The sequence below is a fragment of the Streptodolium elevatio genome (genome assembly GCF_040649515.1).
Taxonomy (GTDB): Bacteria; Actinomycetota; Actinomycetes; order Streptomycetales; family Streptomycetaceae; genus Yinghuangia; species Yinghuangia elevatio.
On the sequence record NZ_JBEZFP010000098.1, the window covers coordinates 1 to 23,062 of the forward strand.

At 73.4% G+C, this 23,062-nt stretch carries 19 protein-coding genes; 9 read left to right on the plus strand and 10 right to left on the minus strand.

The genetic code is table 11. From position 1 onward, the window contains the following. Positions 1-63 precede the first annotated feature (63 nt). Entirely contained in the window at positions 64-3,591 is a 3,528-nt protein-coding gene (locus AB0C36_RS29925; RefSeq protein WP_358360022.1) for an SCO7613 C-terminal domain-containing membrane protein, read from the minus strand. A gap of 406 nt (positions 3,592-3,997) precedes the next feature. Here AB0C36_RS29925 and coaBC point away from each other — a divergent pair, with 406 nt between their 5' ends. The 5 genes from coaBC (at position 3,998) to AB0C36_RS29950 (ending at position 10,130) form a co-directional block, all read left to right on the plus strand. Further along, positions 3,998-5,215 carry a bifunctional phosphopantothenoylcysteine decarboxylase/phosphopantothenate--cysteine ligase CoaBC gene (coaBC, locus tag AB0C36_RS29930; RefSeq protein WP_358360025.1) on the plus strand — a complete coding sequence of 406 codons (1,218 nt, stop codon included), beginning with the start codon at positions 3,998-4,000 and terminating at the stop codon, positions 5,213-5,215. 246 nt (positions 5,216-5,461) lie between these two features. Continuing rightward, complete coding sequence (gene metK / locus AB0C36_RS29935; RefSeq protein ID WP_358360027.1) at positions 5,462-6,655, plus strand: methionine adenosyltransferase; 1,194 nt, start codon at positions 5,462-5,464, stop codon at positions 6,653-6,655. Positions 6,656-7,367: 712 nt separating this feature from the next. Further along, the gene (locus tag AB0C36_RS29940) at positions 7,368-8,195 is read left to right on the plus strand and encodes an AfsR/SARP family transcriptional regulator (RefSeq protein ID WP_358360029.1); all 828 of its coding nucleotides are present in this window, start codon (positions 7,368-7,370) and stop codon (positions 8,193-8,195) included. A gap of 142 nt (positions 8,196-8,337) precedes the next feature. Continuing rightward, positions 8,338-8,937 (plus strand): nuclear transport factor 2 family protein, encoded by a 600-nt coding sequence (locus tag AB0C36_RS29945; RefSeq protein ID WP_358360031.1) that lies wholly within the window; start codon positions 8,338-8,340, stop codon positions 8,935-8,937. Positions 8,938-8,963: 26 nt separating this feature from the next. Next, positions 8,964-10,130, plus strand: a complete 1,167-nt coding sequence (locus AB0C36_RS29950; RefSeq protein ID WP_358360034.1) for an acyl-CoA dehydrogenase family protein — start codon at positions 8,964-8,966, stop codon at positions 10,128-10,130. A 62-nt stretch (positions 10,131-10,192) separates the two neighbouring features. Here AB0C36_RS29950 and AB0C36_RS29955 read toward each other — a convergent pair whose 3' ends face one another. After that, positions 10,193-10,615, minus strand: a complete 423-nt coding sequence (locus AB0C36_RS29955; RefSeq protein ID WP_358360037.1) for a nuclear transport factor 2 family protein — start codon at positions 10,613-10,615, stop codon at positions 10,193-10,195. A gap of 187 nt (positions 10,616-10,802) precedes the next feature. Here AB0C36_RS29955 and AB0C36_RS29960 point away from each other — a divergent pair, with 187 nt between their 5' ends. From AB0C36_RS29960 to AB0C36_RS29970, 3 genes are all read left to right on the plus strand, one after another. Then, on the plus strand, positions 10,803-11,747 hold the full coding sequence (locus tag AB0C36_RS29960) for an aromatase/cyclase (RefSeq protein WP_358360040.1): 945 nt from the start codon (positions 10,803-10,805) through the stop codon (positions 11,745-11,747). A gap of 142 nt (positions 11,748-11,889) precedes the next feature. Next, positions 11,890-12,822: an MBL fold metallo-hydrolase gene (locus AB0C36_RS29965; RefSeq protein ID WP_358360042.1), complete on the plus strand. Its 933-nt coding sequence runs from the start codon at positions 11,890-11,892 to the stop codon at positions 12,820-12,822. After that, positions 12,815-13,831, plus strand: coding sequence for an acyltransferase domain-containing protein (locus AB0C36_RS29970; RefSeq protein ID WP_358360045.1), 1,017 nt, complete (start codon positions 12,815-12,817; stop codon positions 13,829-13,831). The genes AB0C36_RS29965 and AB0C36_RS29970 overlap by 8 nt, the downstream gene beginning before the upstream one ends. A 94-nt stretch (positions 13,832-13,925) precedes the next feature. Here the strand turns inward: AB0C36_RS29970 and AB0C36_RS29975 are convergent, their stop codons facing one another. The 3 genes from AB0C36_RS29975 to AB0C36_RS29985 all read right to left on the minus strand — a co-directional run bounded on the left by AB0C36_RS29975 (position 13,926) and on the right by AB0C36_RS29985 (position 16,849). Continuing rightward, positions 13,926-15,179 (minus strand): ketosynthase chain-length factor, encoded by a 1,254-nt coding sequence (locus tag AB0C36_RS29975; RefSeq protein WP_358360048.1) that lies wholly within the window; start codon positions 15,177-15,179, stop codon positions 13,926-13,928. Next, positions 15,176-16,447, minus strand: coding sequence for a beta-ketoacyl-[acyl-carrier-protein] synthase family protein (locus tag AB0C36_RS29980; RefSeq protein ID WP_358360050.1), 1,272 nt, complete (start codon positions 16,445-16,447; stop codon positions 15,176-15,178). Before AB0C36_RS29980 ends, AB0C36_RS29975 begins: the two co-directional genes overlap by 4 nt. Before the next feature lie 150 nt (positions 16,448-16,597). Then, a complete protein-coding gene (locus AB0C36_RS29985; protein WP_358360053.1) occupies positions 16,598-16,849 on the minus strand; it encodes an acyl carrier protein in 252 nt (83 codons plus the stop codon). A 219-nt stretch (positions 16,850-17,068) separates the two neighbouring features. On the opposite strand from AB0C36_RS29985, the gene AB0C36_RS29990 reads away from it, so the two are divergent. After that, on the plus strand, positions 17,069-18,070 hold the full coding sequence (locus tag AB0C36_RS29990; RefSeq protein ID WP_358360056.1) for a beta-ketoacyl-ACP synthase III: 1,002 nt from the start codon (positions 17,069-17,071) through the stop codon (positions 18,068-18,070). Positions 18,071-18,146: 76 nt separating this feature from the next. On the opposite strand, the gene AB0C36_RS29995 is transcribed toward AB0C36_RS29990, so the two are convergent. Genes AB0C36_RS29995 through AB0C36_RS30015 form a run of 5 tightly spaced genes read right to left on the minus strand, consistent with a single transcriptional unit; the run spans position 18,147 to position 22,935 of the window. Next, on the minus strand, positions 18,147-18,956 hold the full coding sequence (locus tag AB0C36_RS29995) for an SDR family NAD(P)-dependent oxidoreductase (RefSeq protein ID WP_358360059.1): 810 nt from the start codon (positions 18,954-18,956) through the stop codon (positions 18,147-18,149). Further along, entirely contained in the window at positions 18,953-20,329 is a 1,377-nt protein-coding gene (locus tag AB0C36_RS30000) for an acetyl-CoA carboxylase biotin carboxylase subunit (protein ID WP_358360061.1), read from the minus strand. The genes AB0C36_RS29995 and AB0C36_RS30000 overlap by 4 nt, the downstream gene beginning before the upstream one ends. 7 nt (positions 20,330-20,336) lie before the next feature. After that, positions 20,337-20,879, minus strand: a complete 543-nt coding sequence (locus AB0C36_RS30005; RefSeq protein WP_358360064.1) for an acetyl-CoA carboxylase — start codon at positions 20,877-20,879, stop codon at positions 20,337-20,339. Next, positions 20,876-22,681: an acetyl-CoA carboxylase, carboxyltransferase subunit beta gene (gene accD, locus AB0C36_RS30010; RefSeq protein WP_358360066.1), complete on the minus strand. Its 1,806-nt coding sequence runs from the start codon at positions 22,679-22,681 to the stop codon at positions 20,876-20,878. The genes AB0C36_RS30005 and accD overlap by 4 nt, the downstream gene beginning before the upstream one ends. Then, positions 22,678-22,935 (minus strand): acyl carrier protein, encoded by a 258-nt coding sequence (locus AB0C36_RS30015; RefSeq protein ID WP_358360068.1) that lies wholly within the window; start codon positions 22,933-22,935, stop codon positions 22,678-22,680. The genes accD and AB0C36_RS30015 overlap by 4 nt, the downstream gene beginning before the upstream one ends. Positions 22,936-23,062 lie beyond the last annotated feature (127 nt).

The window sequence follows — 23,062 nt, forward strand, 5'->3', positions numbered from 1 at the left end:
CGCCGCCCGGGACAAGTCCGGGAGGCGGGGCCGAGCCGTTCACCTGACGCGCCGCACCGCCGGTCAGTCGAGCGCGCGGACCGTGCGGCCCAGTCGGGCCAGGTCGCGCAACCGGCGCTCGTACGTCCAGCCCAGCAGGATGAGCAGCGCGCCGGCGCCGGCGAAGATCCCCCAGCGCGGCAGCGCGTGGTACGCGGCCAGCACCGGGGACGTCAGCTGGAACACCGCCAGCACCGCGAGCGTGCCCACACCCACGAGCAGCGGGGCCTGGAGCCGGAAACGGGCCCCGACGACCAGGCTCGCGAGCGCCGCGGCACCGAGCAGCGCGGGTCGCAGTGCGGCGTCGTCCGAGATCGCGAGCGGCAGGGACGGCAGCAGCGTGAGCGCGAGGCCCGCACCGTACGCCGCCCACGAGTGCAGCTCGGGCCTGCGCCCGCGCAACCACCGGCCGCCCGCGAGCAGCAGCACGCCGGGCAGGACCGTGTACGGCTCGGGCTCCGCCACGCCCGCCGTACCGAGCCCCGTCCAGTACGCCGCGAGCAGCAGCGCCGCCCCCGTGCCGGCCGAGGCCCGGCGCAGGTCCGTCATCCCCGGCACCCGGGACGGGACACCGCCCGCGAGAACCCCCGCGGCCCCGGTCACCAGCAGCGCAAACCACGCCAGTTCGGGCCTGGTGCCCACGACGCCGAAGAACCCGGCGCCCGCGAAGCACACCAGCACCACGACCACGGCGACCGGCAGCGGCACGACCGACGCGCGCAGGTGCGGGACGAGGACGTACAGCGCCGACGCGACGCACACGACGAGCAGCGCGACCCGGCTGTCCGGCGCATCCGCGGCCATGGCCGCGAACACCGTCGTCAGCACCAGCAGCGCGGCCAGGACCGGCGGCCACAGACCCGGCGCGGCCGAACGCCGGGCCGGCATGCGGCAGGCGGCGGCGAACGCCGCGACGGCCACCGCCACCGTCCGGGCGCGCTCGTCGCCGAGCGAGTTGAGTACGGCGGCCGTCACGCCGAGCGCCGCAAGCGCCTCGACCGTTCCGGCCAGGAGCACGCGGTCGGGGACGGCGCCCTTCACCAGGGACACGCGGCGGGTGTGCGCCGACGGGCCCGCGGCCAGGATGAGCCCGGCGGTCGCGGCGGCCGCGACGGCCGACCACGAGGCCGACGCCCCGGCCGCGTACGCGCCGACGGCCGCAGTGGAGACCGCCCCGGCGACGGCCGCCCCGGCCCACATGGGCCGGCGTTCGGCCGCGTCGGCGAGCACACCCACCAGTGCCGCCGCGGTGACCGCGCCCAGCGCGGTCACGAACGCCCGCTCGTCGGGATGCGCCATCGCGGCGGCGCCGAGTGCCCAGGCGCCCGCGACGCCGACGACCGGCCAGCCCAGGGCCGGCCGCCGCCGCGCGACGGGAACCCCGGCCGCGACCAGCGCCGAGGCCGCGACCGCCAGACCCGCCGCGATCACCGGACCGTCGACACCGCGCCAGGCCGCGGCCATCGCGGCGTCGGTGAACAGCATCGCGGTGGCCGTCCCGGCCAGGGCGGGCCGCAGTGTCGCCGGAACCGCGGCCGCCAGCCCGACGAGCACCAGCGCCACCGGCCCCCACACGGCGACCGAGACCGCCTCGTCCGCCAGCGACCACACCGTGCCCAGCGCCACCAGGGCGAAGCCCGCCGCCCGCGCGGAATGCGCCTGCCAGGCGATCGGGAACAGCCGGCCCGCCGCGGCGGTGAGCCCGGCACCCGCGACCACCTGGTACGCGATCGCGATCGGCATCGGAACGTCGAACACGAAAGGCGCGACCACGAGTTCGGAGACCACCGTGATCAGCCCGAGCATGCGCCACCAGGCCCGGCGTCCGAGCTGGTGTGCCGCGACGCCGACGGTCAGCGCCACCGCGACGATGATCACCGAGGGAGCGGCACCCAGTTCCCAGTGCCCGGACGGCGTCAGGACGTCCCGGGCGCCGGTCCAGCCCCCGTCCTCGGCCGACCACGGGTGCGACAACCAGGAAACGGGTCCGAACAGCGCCGAGGCCACGGACACAACGGCCGTCACCGCGCCGACCGCGAACGGCAGCGAGAGCACCACCAGCGGGCCGGCCCGGTACGCCCGAGGCATCGCGTGGACCAAGGCCACCAGCACGAGCATGAACACCGACAACGCCGCGACGGCCCATCCCGTGGAGATGTCGGAGCCCGAACCGTCGTCGTCCGTCAGGGCCGCGCTCAGCAAGAGCGTCGCGCAGAACGCCACCGTGGCCGCACCCGAGGCGATGTGCCGGATCGCGCCGAACGCGTGCATCACCCGCGCCACGAAGCCGGCTGTCACGGCCACCGTGACCATGGTGATCGCGGCCGGGCCGCGGCCCGCCTCGGACACCGCCAGCCCGAACGCCGCAAGCCAGTACGCCGCCGAGGCCAACAGCGCGGTGCGAACCGCGGGCGACTTGGGCAGCGAGCGGGCCGGGGCGGCGTGGCCGTCGGCCTTCACCGCGGCGTCGACCGGCGTACGGAACGCCCAGTGCAGCAGCGCCACTTCGGCCGCCGCCTGGGCGGTGAACCCGATTGCCAGAGGCAGCAGCGAATCGCGCGACTCGCCGATGTGCCCGGCCAGCAGCGGAACGGGTGCCTGCAGCAGCAGAGCGGCGGACACCCGCAAGGTGCGCAGTCCCAGGACCATGCTTCCGGCCAGGGCCGCGCCGCCGACGGCGGCCACGGTCACGGCGGAGACCAGCAGACCTCCCGAGCCGCGTACTCCTCCGAGGTCGGCGGCGTAGGCCGCGTACCCGTCGAGCAGGCCCAAGGCCACCGCGACCACGCCCAACGCCTCCGCGGTGAGGGGCAGGTCGCGGCGCTCGGCGACGGCCGTACCGGTCGCCGCGGCGACCAGCATCAGCGCCATCACGATCGCCCGCCCGCCGGTGCCGGTGCGCTGCCAGGTCATCGCGACGAAGACGATCGCCGCGATGATCAGGAACAGCACGCCGGTGCCCAGGATGAGACGTGCGACCCGGCGGCGCCCGACCTCGGCGGCCGGGGCGGAGCCGGGGGCGGCACCCGGACCGGCACCCATCCCGTGCGCGGCCGCGGGCCGCGCCGCACTGCGGTTCCGCGGCGCTTGGCCGGACGGCCGAGGCGGAGCGGCGGCCGGACTCACCGCCGCGGCGGCCGCCGCGGCCGCCTGAGCGGTCGGCGCAGTAGTAGAGGCAGTAGCAGAGGCAGCAGTAGGTGTCGTGGTGCCGGCGGCCGCGGTCGCCGACGCGGGGGTCACCGGCAGGGCCCCGAACACCTCGCGCCGCCACCGTCCGCCGCGCTGCGCGGTGGGCACCGGCTGCACCGGCGGGTGTGTCGCGGTGCCGACCGGCATGCGCGGCGGCCCAGAGGTCCCCGCGGCGTCGTCGCCTGTCCCTGCGCCCGCCCCCACGGCAGACGGGGACGCGGGCTTGGGCACCGGGACGGTGGCGGCACGCATGCGGCGCAGGATCACCGTCCGCTTTTCCAGCAGCCGCTTGGCGTCAGTGCTGACGGTCCACAGCTCCGCGGCCAGCGGGCCGGTCAGCGGAAGCGCGCAACGCTCGCACATCGACGGCCTTGGCGCGGGCAACGGGCCCGTGCAATCCGGGCATCTCGCGGGATCCGCGAGCAAATTGATGTCGATCATCGAAGTCTCCCCCGGTACGCACGCGGGTGTGTGCGCACGCTGGTCGCGGTCGTCGGACCCTTCTCGCGGGCGATCGACCGCGCCCGAAAACGGAGTTCCCCGCTCCGTGCCCCCAGCGTCGCGCGGCACGCGACGCCGGGCCATCCGCGTTCGTACTCAGAAGCGGTACTCGGTGTTCCTGCCGGATTCCCCCCGACGACATCTGCGACGCACCCGCGAGCCCGCCGGTTCGCCGGGCGCATCCGGGCGTCGCTACGCTCGAAAGCCGTAGGCACGGACAACATGCATGAACCCACCGGCCCCGTGCGCGGCAGATGCAGGAGAAGCGATGACCCAGCAGCGTCCCCGTGTGGTCCTCGGCGTCGCCGGCGGCATCGCCGCGTACAAGGCGTGCGATGTCCTGAGGCGGTTCACCGAGTCCGGGCACGAGGTACGCGTCGTGCCGACCGCGAGCGCGCTGAAGTTCGTGGGGGCGCCGACCTGGGCGGCGCTCTCCGGGCAGCCGGTGGCCACCGACGTGTGGGACGACGTGCACGAGGTGCCGCACGTGCGCATCGGGCAGTCCGCGGATCTCGTCGTCGTCGCCCCGGCGACCGCGGACATCCTGGCCAAGGCGGCCCACGGCCTGGCCGACGACCTGCTCACCAACACGCTTCTCACGGCACGCTGTCCGGTGGTGTTCGTGCCCGCGATGCACACCGAGATGTGGGAGCACCCCGCGACCCGCGAGAACGTCGCCACGCTGCGCCGGCGCGGCGCGATCGTGCTGGAGCCCGCGGTGGGCAGGCTCACCGGCAAGGACACCGGCAAGGGACGCCTGCCCGAGCCGGAGGAGATCTTCCGGACCGCCCGGCGCGCGCTGCTGCGCGGCAACCAGGCGCCCGACCTGGCAGGGCGTCACATCGTCGTCTCGGCGGGCGGCACGCGCGAGCCGCTCGACCCGGTCCGGTTCCTCGGCAACCGCTCGTCCGGCAAGCAGGGGTACGCGCTGGCCCGCACCGCCCTCGCCCGCGGTGCCCGGGTCACCCTGATCGCCGCCAACGTGGGCCTCCCGGACCCCGCGGGCGCGGACGTCGTGCCCGTCGGCACCGCCGTCGAACTGCGCGAGGCCGTCGTGAAGGCGGCCGCCGACGCGGACTGCGTGGTGATGGCGGCGGCGGTCGCCGACTTCCGGCCGGTCGCGTACGCCGGCGGCAAGATCAAGAAGACCGATGCCGAGCCGGACCCCGTCGCGCTGGTCAAGAACCCGGACATCCTCGCCGAGATCTCGCGCGAGCGCGCCCGTCCCGGCCAGATCGTCGTGGGCTTCGCCGCGGAGACCGACGACGTGCTGGCCCACGGCCGCGCGAAGCTCGCCCGCAAGGGCTGCGACCTGCTCGTGGTCAACGAGGTGGGGGAGACCCGTACGTTCGGCGCCGACGGCAACGAGGCGGTCATCCTGGGCGCCGACGGCGGCGAGGCCCCGGTGCCGTTCGGCCCCAAGGAGGACCTGGCCGACGCGGTGTGGGACCGGGTCGCCGCGCTGTTCGGCCCGCCGGCGGGCTGATCCGGCGTCGCGGGCGCCGCGGCACGCCCGGCCCGCTCTTCGGCGCGGCTCCCGGTCTCCGTCGGCCCCGCGTGCCGGGCGGGCGCTGCCGACAGGGAGTGAGGAACGCCACGTCATCCACGTGGCTGGACGGCTGCTACGTCGGCGCCCTCCTTCGGGCTACACTCGGGCCAGAATTCCGGCGGCACGTGCTCCAACCTGCGCGTAGTCGTCAGCCAGCAGCCGCTGCAAACCTCAGGGAGCGAAGTGTCCCGTCGACTGTTCACCTCGGAGTCCGTGACCGAAGGTCACCCGGACAAAATCGCCGACCAGATCAGCGACTCCATCCTGGACGCGCTCCTCAAGGAGGACCCCAAGTCCCGGGTCGCCGTCGAGACGCTGATCACCACCGGCCAGGTCCACGTCGCCGGCGAGGTGACCACCAAGGGCTACGCGGACATCCCCACGATCGTCCGCGACCGTGTCCTGGAGATCGGCTACGACAGCTCGAAGAAGGGCTTCGACGGCGCATCGTGCGGCGTGTCGATCTCCATCGGCTCGCAGTCCCCGGACATCGCGCAGGGCGTCGACGACGCCTACGAGGCCCGGGTCGAGGGCGACGAGGACGAGCTCGACCGCCAGGGCGCGGGCGACCAGGGCCTGATGTTCGGGTACGCGTGCGACGACACCCCCGAGCTGATGCCGCTGCCGATCACGCTCGCGCACCGCCTGTCGAAGCGCCTGTCCGAGGTGCGCAAGAACGGGACCATCCCCTACCTGCGCCCGGACGGCAAGACCCAGGTCACCATCGAGTACGACGGCGACCGCCCGGTCCGGCTGGACACCGTGGTCGTCTCCTCGCAGCACGCCGCCGACATCGACCTCGAGTCGCTGCTCGCCCCCGACATCCGCGAGTACGTCGTGGAGCCGGAACTCGCGAACCTCGGCATCGAGACCGAGGGCTACCGCCTCCTGGTCAACCCCACCGGCCGCTTCGAGATCGGCGGCCCGATGGGCGACGCCGGGCTGACCGGCCGCAAGATCATCATCGACACGTACGGCGGCATGGCCCGGCACGGCGGCGGCGCCTTCTCGGGCAAGGACCCGTCCAAGGTGGACCGCTCGGCGGCGTACGCGATGCGCTGGGTCGCCAAGAACATCGTCGCGGCCGGCCTCGCCCGCCGCTGCGAGGTCCAGGTCGCGTACGCGATCGGCAAGGCCGAGCCGGTCGGCCTCTTCGTCGAGACCTTCGGCACCGAGACCCTTCCGGTCGAGAAGATCCAGACGGCCGTCACCGAGGTCTTCGACCTGCGTCCCGCCGCGATCATCCGCGACCTCGACCTGCTGCGCCCGATCTACACAGCGACGGCGGCGTACGGCCACTTCGGCCGCGACCTGCCGGACTTCACCTGGGAGCGCACCGACCGCGTCGACGCCCTGAAGGCGGCGCTCGGCCGATAGGCCCCGCCCCCGGTAGGCCCCGGCCCCGGAACCCTCGTTCGCGACGGCAACCCGCCAAACCATCACCTGGTCTGGCGGGTTGCCGTCGTTTGGCGTATACCGGCAGGTGACCCGCCCAACGCAAGGCACAGGGTGCCACGCGCGGAGTTCCCCGCGCGGATTGGACAGCGCGAGGCAGCAGTCTCCCCAAGTGTCCGGCCGTCGGCCGTAGTCGCGTGCACCGGTGGTGCACCTGTGGTGGAGGGACGCTTGAGCGGCGGACGCGCGTTGCTGGAGCGTCGGAGCAAGCATCGCTCGAATCCCCTGAAGGCAATCCGGCGTTAACATCCGGGGCCGGGAACGGCCCTTGACTCAAGCTACGATTCCCGGCATACGCTTCGTGCCGTGACCAACTTTCGGGGGAAAGATGACGACACCCGGCACCGGGAGACCGCCGCAAGACGCCTGACCGCCACGGCGTCCAATTCGCGGGCGGCATAAGGGCCGTCCAGGGGTGCTCCGCCCCGGAATCCGAAACACCGACGATCCGCGGCCGCCGCATGCGCGCGCTGCCGCGGCCGGTCGGCATGCGGGGTCGTGATGCGCTGAACCGCTACCGCGTCCAGGTCCGACCTGGTGGGCCGTGACCCTGCCGCCACCCCGAACTCCGTTACCCCAATGGCGTGTTGCGACCGCCCTATGTGACGACGATGTCGAGAAGGCGAAGGCTCTCATGGAATTCGGTGTGCTCGGCCCGCTGCGGATGACCGCACAGCGCATCTCGTACGTCCCCACCGCACCCAAACAACGCCAACTGCTGGCGCTGCTCCTGTTCAACGCCAATCAAGTGGTCTCCACGAGCGCGTGCATCGAGGAGTTGTGGGAGTCCGCACCGCCCGCGAGCGCGCTCTCGACGCTCCAGACGTACGTGCTCCAACTCCGCCGCGCCCTGCGCGGCGTGCCGCACATCGGCAGCCTCCAGGACGCCCGCAAGACCCTGGAGACCCGGGACGGGGGCTACCTCCTCGTGGTGCACCCGGGCGAGCTGGACCTGCACGTGTTCGAGCGGCTGGTGAGCCACGGGCGGACGGCGCTCGACCACGACGACGACCGTACGGGCTCCCGCTTACTCGGCGAGGCGCTCGGCATGTGGACGGGCGCGGCGCTGGCGGATGTCCAGACCGGGCCGATCCTGCAGAGCTACCTCACCGGCCTTGAGGAACAACGCATCTGCGTCCAGGAACAGCGCATCGAGGCCGACCTGCGTCTCGGCCACCACCACGAACTGCTGGGCGAGTTGAGTGCGTTGGTCACCCAGAACCCCACCCACGAGAACCTGCACGCGCAGCTGATGCTCGCGCTCTACCGGTCCGGGCGGCCCGCCCAGGCCCTGAGCGTGCACCGCCGGCTGCGCCAAGTCCTGCACGACGAACTGGGGTTGGAACCCTCCCCGCGCATGCGCCGGCTGCACCAGGCGGTGCTGGCGTGCGACCCCGTGCTCGACATGCCCTCGCAGGCCCGCGGGCGCCTGTCGCTCGACCTCCCCGCCCGGGCCGGCTGACGGGTCGTGCCGGACGGCCCCGCGGTTCGGACCGGGCCGTCCGGCCCCGCCTCGAGCGGGGTTCCGGCCAGCCTCCAGGGCTCGTTGCCAGGCTCGACCGCAGGTGCCGCGCCGCGGCGCCGGAGCCCCAGGGAGGAGAACCATGACGCAGACCGCTCCGAGCGCGGTCCGGCCGGCGGTGGTGACGCCCGAGCTGTATCTCTCGGTCCAGCAGTTCTACGCACGGCACATGCAGGCCGTCGACGACGATAACGCCGAGGTGTGGGCCGACGACTACACCGAGGACGCCGAGTTCGACACCGACGCGCTGCCCGCGCCGCTGTTCGGCCGCGGGACGATCCTCGCCCGGCTCGCGAAGGCCGGCGCCGCCCTGGCGGAACAGGGCGTCACCAGGCGCCACTTGATGAGCATGCTGACGGTGCATCCCGAGTCCCCGGACAGCGCCGAGGGCGACGTCGGCGCGGACGCCGGGGACGGCGCGGACGGCGGCGAGCCGGTGGTCCGGCAGGTGCGCACCCGGTCCAGCTTTCTGGTGCTGCACAGCAGCCCCGGTACGCCGACCACGGTGTTCCGCAGCGGAATCTGGGAGGACACCCTGGTCCGCAGCGAGGGCGGCCCGTGGCGGATGCGCCGTCGCCGGGTGGTCGGCGACGGGGCGGCGCACGGCGCGGAGCGCGGCGTCGCGTACGGCAGCGCCGCGGTCGGGCCGGCGCAGGGGTCGGCACAAGGGCCGGCACGGTGAAAGGCCGCCGTCCCAACCTGAGTTCCGTGCCGCCGGACACGGTGCCCGGGCCGCTGCCCAGGGCGTGCGTGGACCCGGCGTCCACGGCGCCGCTGCTGGACGCCGCCCGGGTGGTCGCCGCGATCGCCGCCCGGCACGCGGCCGCCTCGGACGTCCGGCGCCGCTTGCACCCCGAGGTCGTCGAGGCACTCGTCGAGGCGGGCTTTGCCGCGCACTTCGCGCCGACCCGGTGGGCGGGCCGGGCGGGGTCGTTCGGCGAACTCACCGCGGCGGTGGCCGTGGTCGGCGAGGGATGCGCATCGGCTGCGTGGACCGCGTCGCTGTGGGCATACACGGCCCGGTTCGCGGCGTACCTGCCGGCCGAGGGGCAGGCGGAGATCTGGGAGAAAGGCCCGGACACCTGCGTGGTCAGCGCCCTCGCCCCGACCGGCGACGTGCGCGCAGTGCCAGGCGGCTGGCAGTTGTCGGGGCGCTGGCCCTACACCAGTGGCGTGGACTTCTCCGACTGGGCGCTCGTACGCGGTCCCGGTGTGCCGGGCGGCGATCCGGGTCGCTTCTTCGCGCTGCCGCGCGACGCGTACGACATCCAAGACACGTGGCACAACGTCGGCATGCGTGCCACCGGCAGCAACACGCTGGTCGTCGAGGACGTGTTCGTGCCCGAGCAACGCAGCTTCCTGGTGGCCGACATGGTGGGCGGACAGGGCTCCGACTCGCCGGCCCGCTGCCACAACGTGCCGCTCCTCGCCGTCAACGGGCTCACCTTCGCGGCGCCGGTGCTCGGGTCGGCGCGCGGGGCGCTGGTGTCGTCCGCGCGGTGGCTCGCCGACAAGCAGGACGTCCACGGCCGACCGGTGGGGCGCTCGCCGGCCGTCCAGACGGCGGTCGCCCGCGCGGCGGGCGAGATCGACATCGCGGAGATGCTGCTCGGACGGATCGCCGCGGGGGCGGACGACGACGCGGTGGTCACCGGGGCGCAGGTCGCGCGCAACGGCCGCGACGCGGCACTGGCGGTGGAGCTGATGACGTCGGCCGTCGACCGGCTCTTCCGCAGCGGCGGCACGCGCGCCCAGTCCGACTCGCACCCGTTGCAGCGGGCCTGGCGGGACGTGCACGCGGCGGGCAGCCACGTCGCGCTCCAGTTCGACTCGGGCGCGGAGGCCTTCGTGAACCATCTGCTGGCGTCGGTGTGAAGACGCGTGCGGGGTGGCGGGCCGCGTCGGCCCCGCCACCCCGCACGCACGTCCGCACCCGGTCAGCGCGAAGGCAGGTCGTCCCGTACGACGGTGCGCGACCGGCTGGCCAATTCGCCGTCAACGCGGACGAGTTCGTCCTCGACCACGCAGGTCGGCTCCCACCGCGTCGAGCCGTCCGAGGCGGTGATGCTGATCGCCGCGTAGTAGTTCGTGCGGATCCCGCCGTTCGCCTCGGGCGTCACCCGCAGCATGTCGAACCAATGCCTCGGCTGGGCCCCGTCGAACCGGTCGGAGGCGGCCTCGGACGCCTTCGCGATGATCTCGCGCCCGCACACCTCGGCCCGGCCGCCCGCCGGACGGAAGACGCCGTCCGGCAGGAACGTGCCGGCGAAGCCCTCGAAGTCCCCGTCGTCCAGCATCGCGATCTGTCGTGCGTAGAACATCTGGACCTCCACGTACAGGTCCCCGCTGACCGCCGCCATCGTGTGCCTCCTCGGCTCGCGCCCCGCCGACTGCGGTGGCATCTGCGGCGAGCCTGCCGGGTCGGCCTGGAAACGTGCTCGAATCCCGAGCGACGCCCGACGGACGGGCTCCATCCGCGCTCCAGCCCCGCTCCACCCGCGCCGATGACAGTGGTCCGCGAGCCGTCGTCGCCGAGGAGGCACGCGCATGACCACGTACGAGACCGAGCACCGGATCACCGTCGCCGCGCCACCCAACACCGTGTATGCACTGCTCGCGGACGTCGCGGGCTGGCCCCTGGTGTTCGGCCCGACCCTGCACGTCGAGGTGCTCGAACAGCAGGGCACCAGCGAGGAGTTCGCGATCTGGACGACAGCCGGCGGCGAGGTGGCGCACTGGACGTCACGCCGCACGCTCGACCCGATGGCCCGGCGCATCCGCTTCGACCAGCAGACGCCGCGCGCCCCGCTCGCCGCGATGGGCGGCGAGTGGATCGTCGAACCCGAGGGCGACGGAACGCTCGTGGTGCTGACGCACGACTTCAGGATGCGCCCGGACGCGGCGCTGGGACCGGACGCCGTGCATGCCGTCGTCGACGCCAACAGCGAGGCCGAGCTCGCGGCGCTGCGCCGGCACGCGGAGCAGGACGAAGCCGCCGACCTGCTCCTGGAGTTCGAGGACACGGCGGACATCGACGGGTCCGCCGAGGCGGTCCACGACTTCCTCTGGCGCGCCGAGCGGTGGCCCGATGCCCTTCCGCACGTCGTTGCACTCGAACTGGCCGAGGACGCCGACGGGGTGCAGACCATGGACATGGACGTACGGAACCACCGCGGCGAACAGCACTCGCTGCGTTCCATCCGCATCGGCCGCCCCGGCCACCGCATCGTCTACAAGCAACTCGTCCTTCCCCCGGTCGCCACCGCCCACTTGGGCGAATGGACCGTGACCGGCACGGCGCACGGCGCCCGCGCGGTCGGCCGGCATCGGATCGTCCTGGACCCGGCGGGAATTGCCGCGGTCCTCGGCCCCGACACGGACCTCGCGGCGGCCAAGGCCGCGGTCCGCGAGGCGATCGGCGGGAACAGCCGCACCACGCTGCGGCGGGCGAAGGAGACCGTCGAGGCCCTGGCACGGGCCCCGCGGGTCTGAGCGCGAACGCGCTCGTGCGCGGGAGTGGAACGACCCATCACGACCACCGACCACCGAACACCCGTCACCGATCACCGATCACCGATCACCACCACCGGTCGCCCGCTCGGCGACCGGTGGCCACCACCGAGAGGAAGCCGCCGTGGGACTCGACAACAGCGCGCTCGCCCCGCCGCGAACGGAGGAGGTCGCCGACGGGGTATTCGCGTACGTCCAGCCCGACGGCGGCTGGTGCGTCAACAACTGCGGAATCGTCACCGACGGGGGCGAGACCGCGCTCATCGACACCGTCGCCACCGAGGAACGCGCGGTACGCCTGCGCAAGGCCGTCGCCGACGTGGCCGGGGGCGGTCCCGGCGTCGTAGTGAACACCCACCACCACAGCGACCACACCTTTGGCAACCATCTCTTCGCCCCCGACGCGCTGTTCGTCGCGCATGAGCGCACCCGCACCGAGATGACCGCCGCGGGACTCGGCCTCACGCAGTTGTGGCCGGACGTCGGATGGGGCGACGTACGCGTGACCCTGCCGTCGCTGACCTTCCGCGACCGCGCGACGCTGAACCGCGGGGGCATCGGCATCGAGCTGATCCACTTCGGCACCGCGCACACCACCAACGACGTCGTGGTGTGGATCCCGGACCGCGGCGTCCTGTTCACCGGGGACATCGCAATGTCCGGCGTGACGCCCTACTGCCTCATGGGGTCCATCCAAGGTTCCCTGGACGTGCTGGCGCAGATGCGGGCCCTCGGCGCGACCACCGTGGTGCCGGGCCATGGACCGGTCGGCGGGCCGGAGATCCTGGACGCGAACACCGCGTACCTGAGTTGGATTCAAGAGGTGGCCCGCGCCGGGGCCGCCGCCGGGATGAGCCCGCTGGAAGCCGCCCGGGCGGCCGAGCCCGGCAGCTTCGCCGAACTCCTGGACCCGGAGCGACTGGTGGGCAACCTGCACCGGGCGTACGTCGAACTCGCCGGCTCCGAAGGGCCCGAGCTGGGGACGCCGTTGGACGTCGTCGCCTCCTTCATGGAGATGGTCGAGTTCCACGGGCGCCTGCCGGACTGCCATGCGTGACACGGCGGCGCGCCCGGTCGTGCTCATGCTCCCCGGACAGGGGGCCCAGTACGCGCGCATGGGCGCCGGACTCTACGGCACCGACAGCGGCTTCACGGCCGCGCTGGACCGCCTGTTCGAGGCATACGCGACGGCCGGCGGCGACGCGGAGCGCCTGCGCGCCGTGTGGCTGGCCGCCGATCCGGCCGACGCCCCGGCCGGCGCGATCCACGAATCCGCTTATTCGCAACCGCTGTTGTTCGCCGTCGGATACGCCCTGGGCGAGGCGCTACGGGCCTACGGAGTCGTCCCGCACGCCCTCCTCGGGCACAGCGTCGGCGAGTTCGCCGCCGCGGGCCTGGCCGGGGTCTTCGACGTCGCGGCCGCAGGCCACCTGCTCGCGAGCCGCGGTGAAGCGCTCGCCGCGATCGGCCCGGGCGGCATGGTGGCCGTCGCGGCATCGGCGCGCGAACTCGCCCCGTACACCGGCACGGAGGTGGTCGTGGGCGCGGTCAACGGCCCTCGGCAGAGCGTCCTCGCGGGTGCCCGGGGCCCGTTGGCGGAGGCCGCGTCGCGACTGCGCAAGGACGGGCTCGTGTGCCGGGCGGTGGCGGGCGACCTGCCCTTTCACAGTCCCGCGGCGGCCGAAGGCGCACGGGTGTTCCGCGAGGCGTTCGCCGGCATCGAGTTGAGGTTGCCGAGCGTGCTCGTCCAGTCCACGGCCACGGGCCGGCCGGTCGGCGCCGAGGACGCTCTGCGGCCCGCCTTCTGGGCGGACCAGATCGCGGCGCCGGTGCTGTTCTGGCCCGCCCTGGACGCGCTGCTGTCCACCGGCGACTTCACCCTCGTCGAGGCGGGCCCGGGACAGCAGCTGGTCGGCTGGGCGAAGCGGCACCGGGCGGTGCGCTCCGGGGCGTCCACGACGCTCCCGCTGCTTCCCCCGCAGCCCGGTCCCGCGGACCGCGACCGGGCGGTGTTCGACGCGGCCGTCGCGGCGCTGTCCGCCGACGGGGTCGCGAAGGCCGGTTGAACACGGCGACGGCCGGGTCCCCGAATTCCCCCGGGGGCCCGGCCGTTCGTGCGTGCCGCGGCGTCGTCGGCGCGGTCGCACGGTTGCGCCGTCCTCACAGTGCGGCGGCCCGCACCACCAGCGCCGAGTTGAAGCCCCCGTGGCCGCGCGCCAGAACCAGCGCCGTCGTCAGCCGGGCCTCCCTGGGCCGGTCCCTGACCAGGTCGAGCCGGCAACCGGGGTGCAGTTCGGGGACGTTGACGGTCGGCGGGATCACCTGGTCGCGAATCGCGAGCAGCGCCGCGGCGATGTCCACCGGCGGGCCGCCCGCGAGCATGCGGCCGGTCATCGTCTTCGGCGCGGTGACCGGGACGCCCTCCGGCCCGAACAGCGCGGTGATCGTGTCCGCCTCGACGCGGTCGGCCTCGGGGGTGCCGGCCGCGTCGGCGAAGACCACGTCGATGCCTTCCGGCGTCAACCCCGCGTCGGCGATCGCCAGTTCGGCCGCCCTGCGCAGCGCGGAAGGCCGCCCGGTCTGCGGCAGCGGGTCGAACGTCGCGGCGTACCCGGCGATTTCCCCATAGCACCGCGGGGCCCCGCGCCCGCGCGCGGAGGCCGCGTCCTCGGTCACCAGGATCGCGCCGCCTTCGGCCGGGACGAACCCGTCCGCGTCCGAGGAGAACGGCATGTACGCACGCTCCGCGACCCGCGCCCGGCTCAGCTTGCCGTGCGACATCTGCGCCACCATGGCGTACGGATTCAGCGGGGCCTCCATGCCGCCGGTGACCACCAGCGGTGTCCCGCGCCGGATCTGCCGCCGGGCGTGGCCGATCGCGTCGAGCCCGGCCGCCTGGTCCGCCACCAGGACGTCGCCGGGGCCGCGCATGCCGTGCCGGATGGAGATCTGCCCGGTGTTGACCGCGTAGAACCACGCGAAGCTCTGGTACGCGCTGACGTGGGCGGGACCCTTCGTCCACAGGTTCTGGATCTCGCGCTGGGTGAAGTAGAAGCCGCCCGAGGCGTTCGCGGTGACGACACCCATCCCCAGGTCGTCCACGCTGCCAGGAGCGATCCCGGCGTCGGCCACCGCCCAGTCGGAAGCCGCGACGGCGAACCGCGTCAGCGGATCGGTCTGCGGCATCAGCCGGCTCGGTACGTGCTCCGTCGGGTCGAAGTCGACGACGTCGCCCACGAAGCGGCAGGGGTAGCCCGACCCGTCGTATTCGGTGATCGGTGCGATCCCGCTGCGCCCTGACAGCGTCGCGGACCAATACGCCTCGGTGCCAAGCCCGTTGGGTGCCAGCACGCCCAGACCGGTGACGACCGTGGTCCCGGCCGGTGCGCCGACGGCTGTGGACACGGCCGTCACGACCGCACCCCCTCGGGCCGACGCAACACCATCGCGCTCTGGAAGCCGCCGAACCCGCTGCCCACCGACAAGGCGACGTCGACCAGTTGCTCGCGCGCGTGCAACGGCACGTAGTCCAGGTCGAGTTGCTCGTCGCGTTCGTGCAGGTTCGCGGTCGGCGGGACCACGCCGTGTTCGATCGCCAGGGCGCACGCCGCGATCTCGATCGAGCCGATCGCCCCGAGGGAGTGCCCGATCATGGACTTGATCGAGCTGACCGGCGTGCGGTACGCGTGCGCGCCGAGCGCCCGCTTGAACGCCGCGGTCTCGTGGATGTCGTTCTGCTTGGTCGCCGAGCCGTGCGCGTTCACGTAATCGACCTGCGTCGGGTCGGTACGGCCCTCGTCCAGCGCGACGCGGATCGCCTCGGCCATCTCGATGCCGTCCGGCTTGAGGCCGGTCATGTGGTACGCGTTGGACCGCGACGCGTAACCGGATATCTCGGCGTAGATGTGCGCGCCCCTGGCCCGGGCGTGCCCGTACTCCTCCAGGACGAGCATGGCCGCACCCTCCGCGAGGACGAAGCCGTTGCGGGTCCGGTCGAACGGCCGGGACGCGGTGGCCGGTTCGTCGTTGCGCGGCGAGGTCGCCTTGATCACGTCGAAGCAGGCGACCGCGAGCGGCGAGATCGGCGCGTCCGTGCCACCCGCGAGCACCACGTCGGCGGTGCCCTCGGCGATGAGGTCCCGTCCGTAGCCGACCGAGTCCAGGCCCGACGTGCAGCCCGACGACACCATCGTCACCGGGCCCTCGGCACCTGCCGCCCAGGCGACCTCGGCGGCGAAGGAGCTGGGGACCAGGTGGGCGTACAGCTCGGGGACCGCGTAGTCGTGGTCCAGGACCCACTTGCGGCCGGTGTCGCTGAGGACCCGGTACTCGTTCTCCAGGCCGGTCGTCGCGCCGACCGCGCTGCCGAGGCTGACCGCGACGCGCGCGGGGTCCAGTCCGGACAGTTCCAGGCCGCTGTCCGCGAGGCATTCGCGGGTGGCGACGACCGCGAACTGCGCGGCGCGGTCCATGCGGGCGACCTCGCGGTGGCTCAGCCCGTGTTCGGCCGGGTCGAAGTCGATCTCGCCGGCCATCTGCGAGCGATACGCCGCGGCGTCGAACAACGTGATCGGGCGCGTCGCGGTGCGGCCCGAGGTGATCAGATCCCAGAAGTCCTTGGTCCCGACCCCTCCCGGCGCCACCACCCCTATACCGGTGACGACGACGCTGCGGCGGCTCATGCCGCCACCTCGCTTCGCTCGGTGGCCGCATTCGCGAAACGCACCCCCACATTGATTCGCTCGCTCCGCTCACTCATGCCGCCACCTCGCTTCGCTCGGCGGCCGCATTCGCGAAACGCACCCTCTTGTTGATTCGCTCGCTTCGCTCACTCATGCGGGAAGCCTCTCGTTCAGGTAATCGATGAAGCCGCGGGGAGACTTGAGGTCGTCGATGGCGTCGTCGGGGATGGCCACCTTGTACTCGTCCTGGAGCTTCGTGGCGATCTCGTAGACCAGCAGGGAGTCGAAGCCGAGATCGGTGAACTCCGTGTCGATGATGTCGCCTTCGAGGTCGGAGTGGCCGTCCAGGCCGGTGCAGTCACGCAGTGTCGCCCGGAAGTCTTCCAGGGTGTATTTGGGCATCGTTGGCTTCCCATCGCCGCGGGGACCGGTGTGTCTCCACGGTCGTGGACGGTGCTCCATCGCGGCTGGAGAACCACTGGACCACCGTGACCCCTGCCGCCGCCCCGAGCCGTGCTCGACCGGGGCTCGGGGCGCGGCGGTGAGGGTGGCGGAAGGCAGGCCGTGCCGGCGGGCCGCGGACGCGGCTTCGCCGACGGCGGTAGCGAGAGGTGGGATCCGATGAAACGACTCGAAGGACAGGCCCCCGTGCGGTACGCGCGCATCCTGGGCGTCGGCGCGTACCGCCCGGAGCGCTCGGTGGACAACGCCGAGGTCTGCGCGCTCATCAACTCGTCCGACGCGTGGGTGCAGTCGCGCTCCGGTATCCGCACGCGCCGCTTCGCGGGGCCGCACGAGACGCTCGAGATGATGGCGGCCACCGCGGCCGGAAAGGCGTTGGCTGCCGCCGGGATCGAACCGGCAGACGTGGACTGCGTCCTGGTGAGCACGATCTCGCACCTGCGCCAACTCCCGGGAATGGCACCCGACCTCGCGGTGCGGATCGGCGCCGGCGGAGCGGGTGCGTTCGACATCTCGGCGGCCTGCGCGGGCGGCTGCTACGGACTCGCCCTCGCGGACTCGATGGTCCGCGGGGGCAACGCCCGCCACGTCGTGGTGGTCGGCGCCGAGCGCATGCGGGACATCATCGACGCCGAAGACCGGTCGCTGGCCTTTCTGTTCGCCGACGGCGCGGCGGCGTGGGTGGTGGGGCCCTCCGACGAGCCCGGTATCGGGCCCGTGGCGTGGGGGAGCGACGGCGAGGCGCTCGACGCCCTGACCATGACACGCACCTGGGGGGAGTTCCGCGACGACCCCGAACTGCCGTCGCCGGTCCTCTACATGGATGGCCGCAGGGTGTTCCGGTGGACCGCCGGGGAGATCGCCAAGGTGTGCCACACGGCGCTGGAGAAGGCCGGGGTGACGGCCGCCGACCTGGGGGCGTTCATCCCGCACCAGGCGAACCTGCGGATCACCGAGGTGCTGGCCCACGACCTGCGGCTGCCGGAGCACGTGGCGGTCGCCGACGACGTGGTCACGTCCGGCAACACATCTTCGGCGTCGGTGCCGCTGGCCATGGAGGCGCTGCTCGCGTCCGGGCGGGCGTCGTCGGGCGACCTGGCGCTGCTCGCGGGTTTCGGTGCGGGGCTCGCGTACGCGGCCCAGGTCGTGGTGCTGCCCTGACGCCGGAAGGGCGTGCGGACGACCTCGGGCCCCGGCGCGAAGTGCGCCGGGGCCCGATGCCGTTGGCGGGTCTGGCTCAGTAGTTGCCCAGGCCGCCGCAGACGTTGATCGCCTGGGCGGTCACCGCGGCCGCGGCGTCCGAGGCCAGGTACGCCACCATCGCGGCGACCTCCTCGGGTGCCGTGTAGCGGCCGAGCGGGATCTTGGCCTCGAAGCGGGCGAGCACGTCCTCTTCGGTGGTGTCCCAGGCCGCCGCGTAGCCCTGCCGCACCTTCGCGGCCATCGGCGTCTCGACGAACCCCGGGCACACCGCGTTGACGGTGATGCCGGTGCGGGCGAGTTCGAGGCCCAGCGCCTTCGTGAAGCCGACCACGCCGTGTTTGGAGGCCGAGTACGGCGCGGCGAGCACCACGCCCTGCTTGCCGCCCGTGGAGGCGATGCTGATGACGCGCCCCCAGGCACGCTCGCGCAGTCCGCCGCCGGTCAGCACCTCGCGGGTGACCCGGAAGACGCTGTGGAGGTTGGTGTCGATGACGTCGAACCACAGCTCGTCCGGGAGTTCGGCGGTCACCCCGCCACCGCTGCGGCCGGCGTTGTTGACCAGGATGTCGACCGGCCCGAACCGGTCCACCGCGGCGGCCACCATGTCCCGGACCGACGCGCCGTCGCGTACGTCGCACGCCGTTCCGGCGGCCTCGACGCCGGCGTCGCCGAGGTCCTTGACGGTGCGCTCGACGTTGTCGGCGTCGCGCGCGGAGATGAACACGCGGTCGCCGGCCGCGCCGAGCGCCTGGGCGACGGACAGACCGATGCCGCTGGTCGCGCCCGTCACCAGTGCGGTGCGCGGGGCGCGGGCGGATGCGGGTGAGGACGGAGCGGTGCTCATACGGAACCTCCCGGGTCGTGGGGATCGGCCGCCAGGAACTGCGCCACGAAGGCGGTGTCGTGCTTGGCGTGCCGGAACAGCGGATGGTCGATCACCTCGCGCAGGAACGCGGCCGTGGTGTGCACGCCCGGCCCCGTGATGTGGAACTCGTCGAGCGCGCGCTGCATGCGGGCGATGGCCGCGGGGCGGTCCGGCGCCCAGACGATCAGCTTGGCGAGGAGGGAGTCGTACACCGCGGGCACCCGGTAGCCGGGGTAGCCGTGTGTGTCGACGCGTACGAACGGACCGCCCGGCGGCTCGAACCGGGTCAGCACGCCGGGCGCGGGCGCGAAGTCCCGCCGCGGGTCCTCGGCGTTGAGCCGGCACTCGATCGCGACGCCGCGCACCGCGACGTCGTCCTGCGTGAACGCCAGCCGGGCTCTGGCGGCGACCCGGATCTGCTCGCGCACCAGGTCGATGCCGGTGACCATCTCGGTGACCGGATGCTCCACCTGGATACGGCAGTTCACCTCCATGAACGAGAACGAGCCGTCGGGCGCGACCAGGAACTCGAAGGTGCCGGCGCCGACGTACCCGGCCGCGAGCGCGCCGCGGACGGCGGACTCGCCCATGCGCTCGGCCAGTCCGTCGGGCAGCGCGGGGGCGGGGGCCTCCTCGACGAGCTTCTGGTGGCGCCGCTGCACCGAGCAGTCGCGCTCGCCGAGATGTACGCCGTTGCCGTACGCGTCGCACAGGATCTGGATCTCGACGTGCCGCGCCGAACCCAAGTAACGCTCCACGTACACGCGTCCGTCGCCGAACAGGGTCTGTGCCTGGGCCCGCGTCTCCTGGTACGCGCGGGCGAACGCGCCCGGCTCCGGCACCACCCGCAGGCCGCGCCCGCCGCCCCCCGCGGCGGCCTTGATGATGACCGGGTACCCGATCGAGTCGGCCACCGCAAGGGCCTCGTCCGCCGTACCGAGCGCGTGCAGACTGCCCGGCAGCAGCGGCAGCCCGGCCTCGTGCATCAGCGCCCGGGCGGCGGTCTTGTCGCCGAGGCGCTCGATGACCCCGGGCGGCGGCCCGATGAACACGATGCCGTTGGCCGCGCACTCCTCGGCGAGGACCGGGTCCTCGGAGAGGAACCCGTAGCCGGGATGGACCGCGTCCGCGCCGGTGCGCAGCGCCGCCTCGACGATCGCGGGCACGCTGAGGTAGCTGTGCCGGGCGGCCGCCGGGCCGATCTGCACGGCCTCGTCGGCGAACCGGACGACCGCGGAGTCGCGGTCCTCCGTCGAATGCACGGCGACCACGCGCAGGTCGAGTTCCTTGCAGGTACGCGCGACGCGCAGGGCGATCTCGCCCCGGTTCGCGATCAACACGGTGGAGAACATGCGTCCCTCATTCCGCGGCGGCGTCCAGCGCGACGAGCGGCTGGCCGTACTCGACGGGCTCGTTGTCGTCGACGAGGAACCGTGCGATCCGCCCGGCCCGGTCCGCGTGCACCGGGATCATCAGCTTCATCACCTCGACGATGCCGACCTGGCGGCCGGGGGCGACCAGGTCGCCTTCCGCGACGAAGGGCGGCGCGCCGGGTTCGGGGGAGCGGTAGAAGGTGCCCACGCTGGGTGCGGCGATGGTGCGTTCGCCGGGAGGCCCGGCGGCGCGGGTGTCGGGCGGCACGGGACCGGCGGGAGCGTTCGCCGTCGCGGGGGTGGAGGAGTGGGCGGTCGGCGCGGGGTGGTCGGGCGCGACGGGTGCGGCGGACTGCCACTCCAGTTCGACGAGGACGTCGCCTGCCCGTACGCGCACGGCGGACGGTGCCGTGCTCAGGTCGACGATCAGGCGGGTCGCGTGCTCACGCACCGCGCCCACCAGATCGATCAGTTCGGCGGCGGTGTCGGGGGCGAGGTCGTGTACGGGCTGTTCCGGGGCGAGGGTCACTGGTCCTGCTCCTCTGCGGTCGGATGCGGGGGCGCGCCCACGGGTGCGTCCGGGGACCTTTCCGGGGATGTGTCCGGGGATGTGTCCGAGGGCGTGTCCGCGGTCGTGTTCGGGGCACCGGTGGGCGCACCGAACGCGCGGAATTTGGCGAGGCGTTCGGCCATCAGGCGCTCGCCGCCGAGCGGTACGAGCGCGTCGAGCGCGGCGCCCACGACGGCGGCGAGGTCGGCCGCCATCCGCGCGGGGTCGGCCTGCGGGCCGCCTTCGGGAACCGGGACCACGCCGTCGACCGCGCCGAGTGCCAGGAGTTCACGTGCGCCGAGGCGAAGGGCGGCGGCCGCGTCGGCGGCGCGCGCCGGGTCGTCCCACAGGATCGCGGCGCAGCCCTCGGGACTGATGACCGAGTACACCGCGTCCGCGAGCATCACCACGCGGTCGGCGACGGCGAGCGCGAGGGCGCCGCCGCTGCCGCCCTCCCCGGTGACCACGCTGACGATCGGCACCGGGAGCGCGGCCATGAGGCGGATGCTCTCGGCGATGGCGACGCACTGGCCCTGCTCCTCGGCCTCGATGCCCGGGTACGCGCCCGGCGTGTCGACGAAAGTCAGTACGGGCGCCCGCAGCTTTGCGGCCAGCCGCATCAGGCGCATCGCCTTGCGATAGCCGGCCGGCGTGGCCATGCCGTAGTTGCGCGTCGCCAGTTCGGCCAGGCTCTCGCCCTTCTCGTGGCCGATGGCGACGACCGTGCGTCCGGCGAACCGGGCGGTGCCGCCGACGATCGCCGGGCAGTCGCCGTGCGCTCGGTCGCCGCGCAGCTCCTGGAAGTCGTCGAGGAGGTGCGCGAAGTAGGAAAGGGTGCCGGGTCGTTCGATCGCTCGGGCGGCGCGGACCGTCGCCCAGGGGTCGCGTGGCGGCAGGAGCTCCGGATCACGGACGAGCGGGTCCCGCGGGCCTGGCTTCAGGGGGTCGGCAGCCGACGGCTCCGGTGGGGCCGCGGCGGTCAGCAACTTGGCCAGCACCGAGCGCAGTTCCCCGCGTTTGGCGACGACGTCCACGATCCCGTGTGCCAGCAGGAATTCCGCCCGCTGGAAGCCCGGCGGCAGTTCCTGGCGGATCGTCTGGGCGATCACCCGGGGGCCGGCGAACCCGAGACGGGCGCCGGGCTCGGTGACGATGACGTCGCACAGCGTGGCGTACGACGCGGCCACCCCGCCGAACGTGGGGTCGGTGACCAGCGACACGGTCAGGACGCCCGCAGCGTCCAGCCGGGCCAGGGCGCCGCTGGTCTTGGCCATCTGCATGAGCGCGACGATGCCCTCTTGCATGCGGGCTCCGCCCGACGCGCACACGAGCAGCAGCGGTACGCGGTCGCGCAGCGCGGATTCGGCGGCCTCGGCGACCAGTTCGCCGACCGCGCCGCCGAGGCTGCCGCCCATGAAGCGGAAGTCCATGACCGCGGCGACGACGGGTCTGCCCTCGATCGTCCCGCGTACGCACACGACGGCTTCGTCGAGCCCGGTCGCGGCCCGGGCCTGCGCCACCCGTTCGGGATACGGTCTGGAGTCGGTGAACCCGAGCGGGTCGGCGGTGTACGCGGCGCCACCGACCCGCGACACGCTTGCGGTGTCGAAGAGTTGGCCGATGCGCTCGTCCGCGGTCAGGGGATGGTGGTGGCCGCAGTCGGGACATACCCGGTGGGCGGTCGCGAACCGCTTCGCGTACACCAGCGAGCCGCATCCCCGGCAGGCGAGCCATCGGGGCGGCGCCGTCGGGTCGGCGACCGCGGCGACACTCGTGCTCATGCCGGTTGCTCCAGCAGCCCGTTCACGAGGCCGATGAACATGCCCGGTGTCCTGGCCTCCTGCACGGCCTCGTCGGCGATCGCGATCCCGAACTCGCGTTCCACGATGGCCGCGACCTCCAGCAGCGCGAGCGAGTCGTAGCCCAGGTCCGCGAACGCGACCTCGACGATGTCCCCTTCGAGGTCGACGTCCTCCTCCTCGCCGGCGGCGCGGCGCAGGATGTCGGTGAACCCCCCGAGCGTGAGCTGATTCATCGTGATGCCCCTTGATCCGATGGTGTGTTCGAGACGACTGCACCAGCGTTCGGGGCACGTCTGGAGCCTCACTGGAGCCCGACAAGGGCGCGGGGCGAACGGCCGGCGCACGGCGCGGTACGAGTCG

What these genes read in the sequence shown, in the direction of transcription:
- AB0C36_RS29925 (WP_358360022.1), bottom strand. Translation starts at nt 3,591, where the DNA reads ATGTGCGAGCGTTGCGCGCTTCCGCTGACCGGCCCGCTGGCCGCGGAG.
- coaBC (WP_358360025.1), top strand. Translation starts at nt 3,998, where the DNA reads ATGACCCAGCAGCGTCCCCGTGTGGTCCTCGGCGTCGCCGGCGGCATC.
- AB0C36_RS29940 (WP_358360029.1), top strand. Translation starts at nt 7,368, where the DNA reads ATGGAATTCGGTGTGCTCGGCCCGCTGCGGATGACCGCACAGCGCATC.
- AB0C36_RS29945 (WP_358360031.1), top strand. Translation starts at nt 8,338, where the DNA reads ATGACGCAGACCGCTCCGAGCGCGGTCCGGCCGGCGGTGGTGACGCCC.
- AB0C36_RS29955 (WP_358360037.1), bottom strand. Translation starts at nt 10,615, where the DNA reads ATGGCGGCGGTCAGCGGGGACCTGTACGTGGAGGTCCAGATGTTCTAC.
- AB0C36_RS29960 (WP_358360040.1), top strand. Translation starts at nt 10,803, where the DNA reads ATGACCACGTACGAGACCGAGCACCGGATCACCGTCGCCGCGCCACCC.
- AB0C36_RS29970 (WP_358360045.1), top strand. Translation starts at nt 12,815, where the DNA reads ATGCGTGACACGGCGGCGCGCCCGGTCGTGCTCATGCTCCCCGGACAG.
- AB0C36_RS29980 (WP_358360050.1), bottom strand. Translation starts at nt 16,447, where the DNA reads ATGAGCCGCCGCAGCGTCGTCGTCACCGGTATAGGGGTGGTGGCGCCG.
- AB0C36_RS29985 (WP_358360053.1), bottom strand. Translation starts at nt 16,849, where the DNA reads ATGCCCAAATACACCCTGGAAGACTTCCGGGCGACACTGCGTGACTGC.
- AB0C36_RS29990 (WP_358360056.1), top strand. Translation starts at nt 17,069, where the DNA reads ATGAAACGACTCGAAGGACAGGCCCCCGTGCGGTACGCGCGCATCCTG.
- AB0C36_RS29995 (WP_358360059.1), bottom strand. Translation starts at nt 18,956, where the DNA reads ATGAGCACCGCTCCGTCCTCACCCGCATCCGCCCGCGCCCCGCGCACC.
- AB0C36_RS30000 (WP_358360061.1), bottom strand. Translation starts at nt 20,329, where the DNA reads ATGTTCTCCACCGTGTTGATCGCGAACCGGGGCGAGATCGCCCTGCGC.
- accD (WP_358360066.1), bottom strand. Translation starts at nt 22,681, where the DNA reads ATGAGCACGAGTGTCGCCGCGGTCGCCGACCCGACGGCGCCGCCCCGA.
- AB0C36_RS30015 (WP_358360068.1), bottom strand. Translation starts at nt 22,935, where the DNA reads ATGAATCAGCTCACGCTCGGGGGGTTCACCGACATCCTGCGCCGCGCC.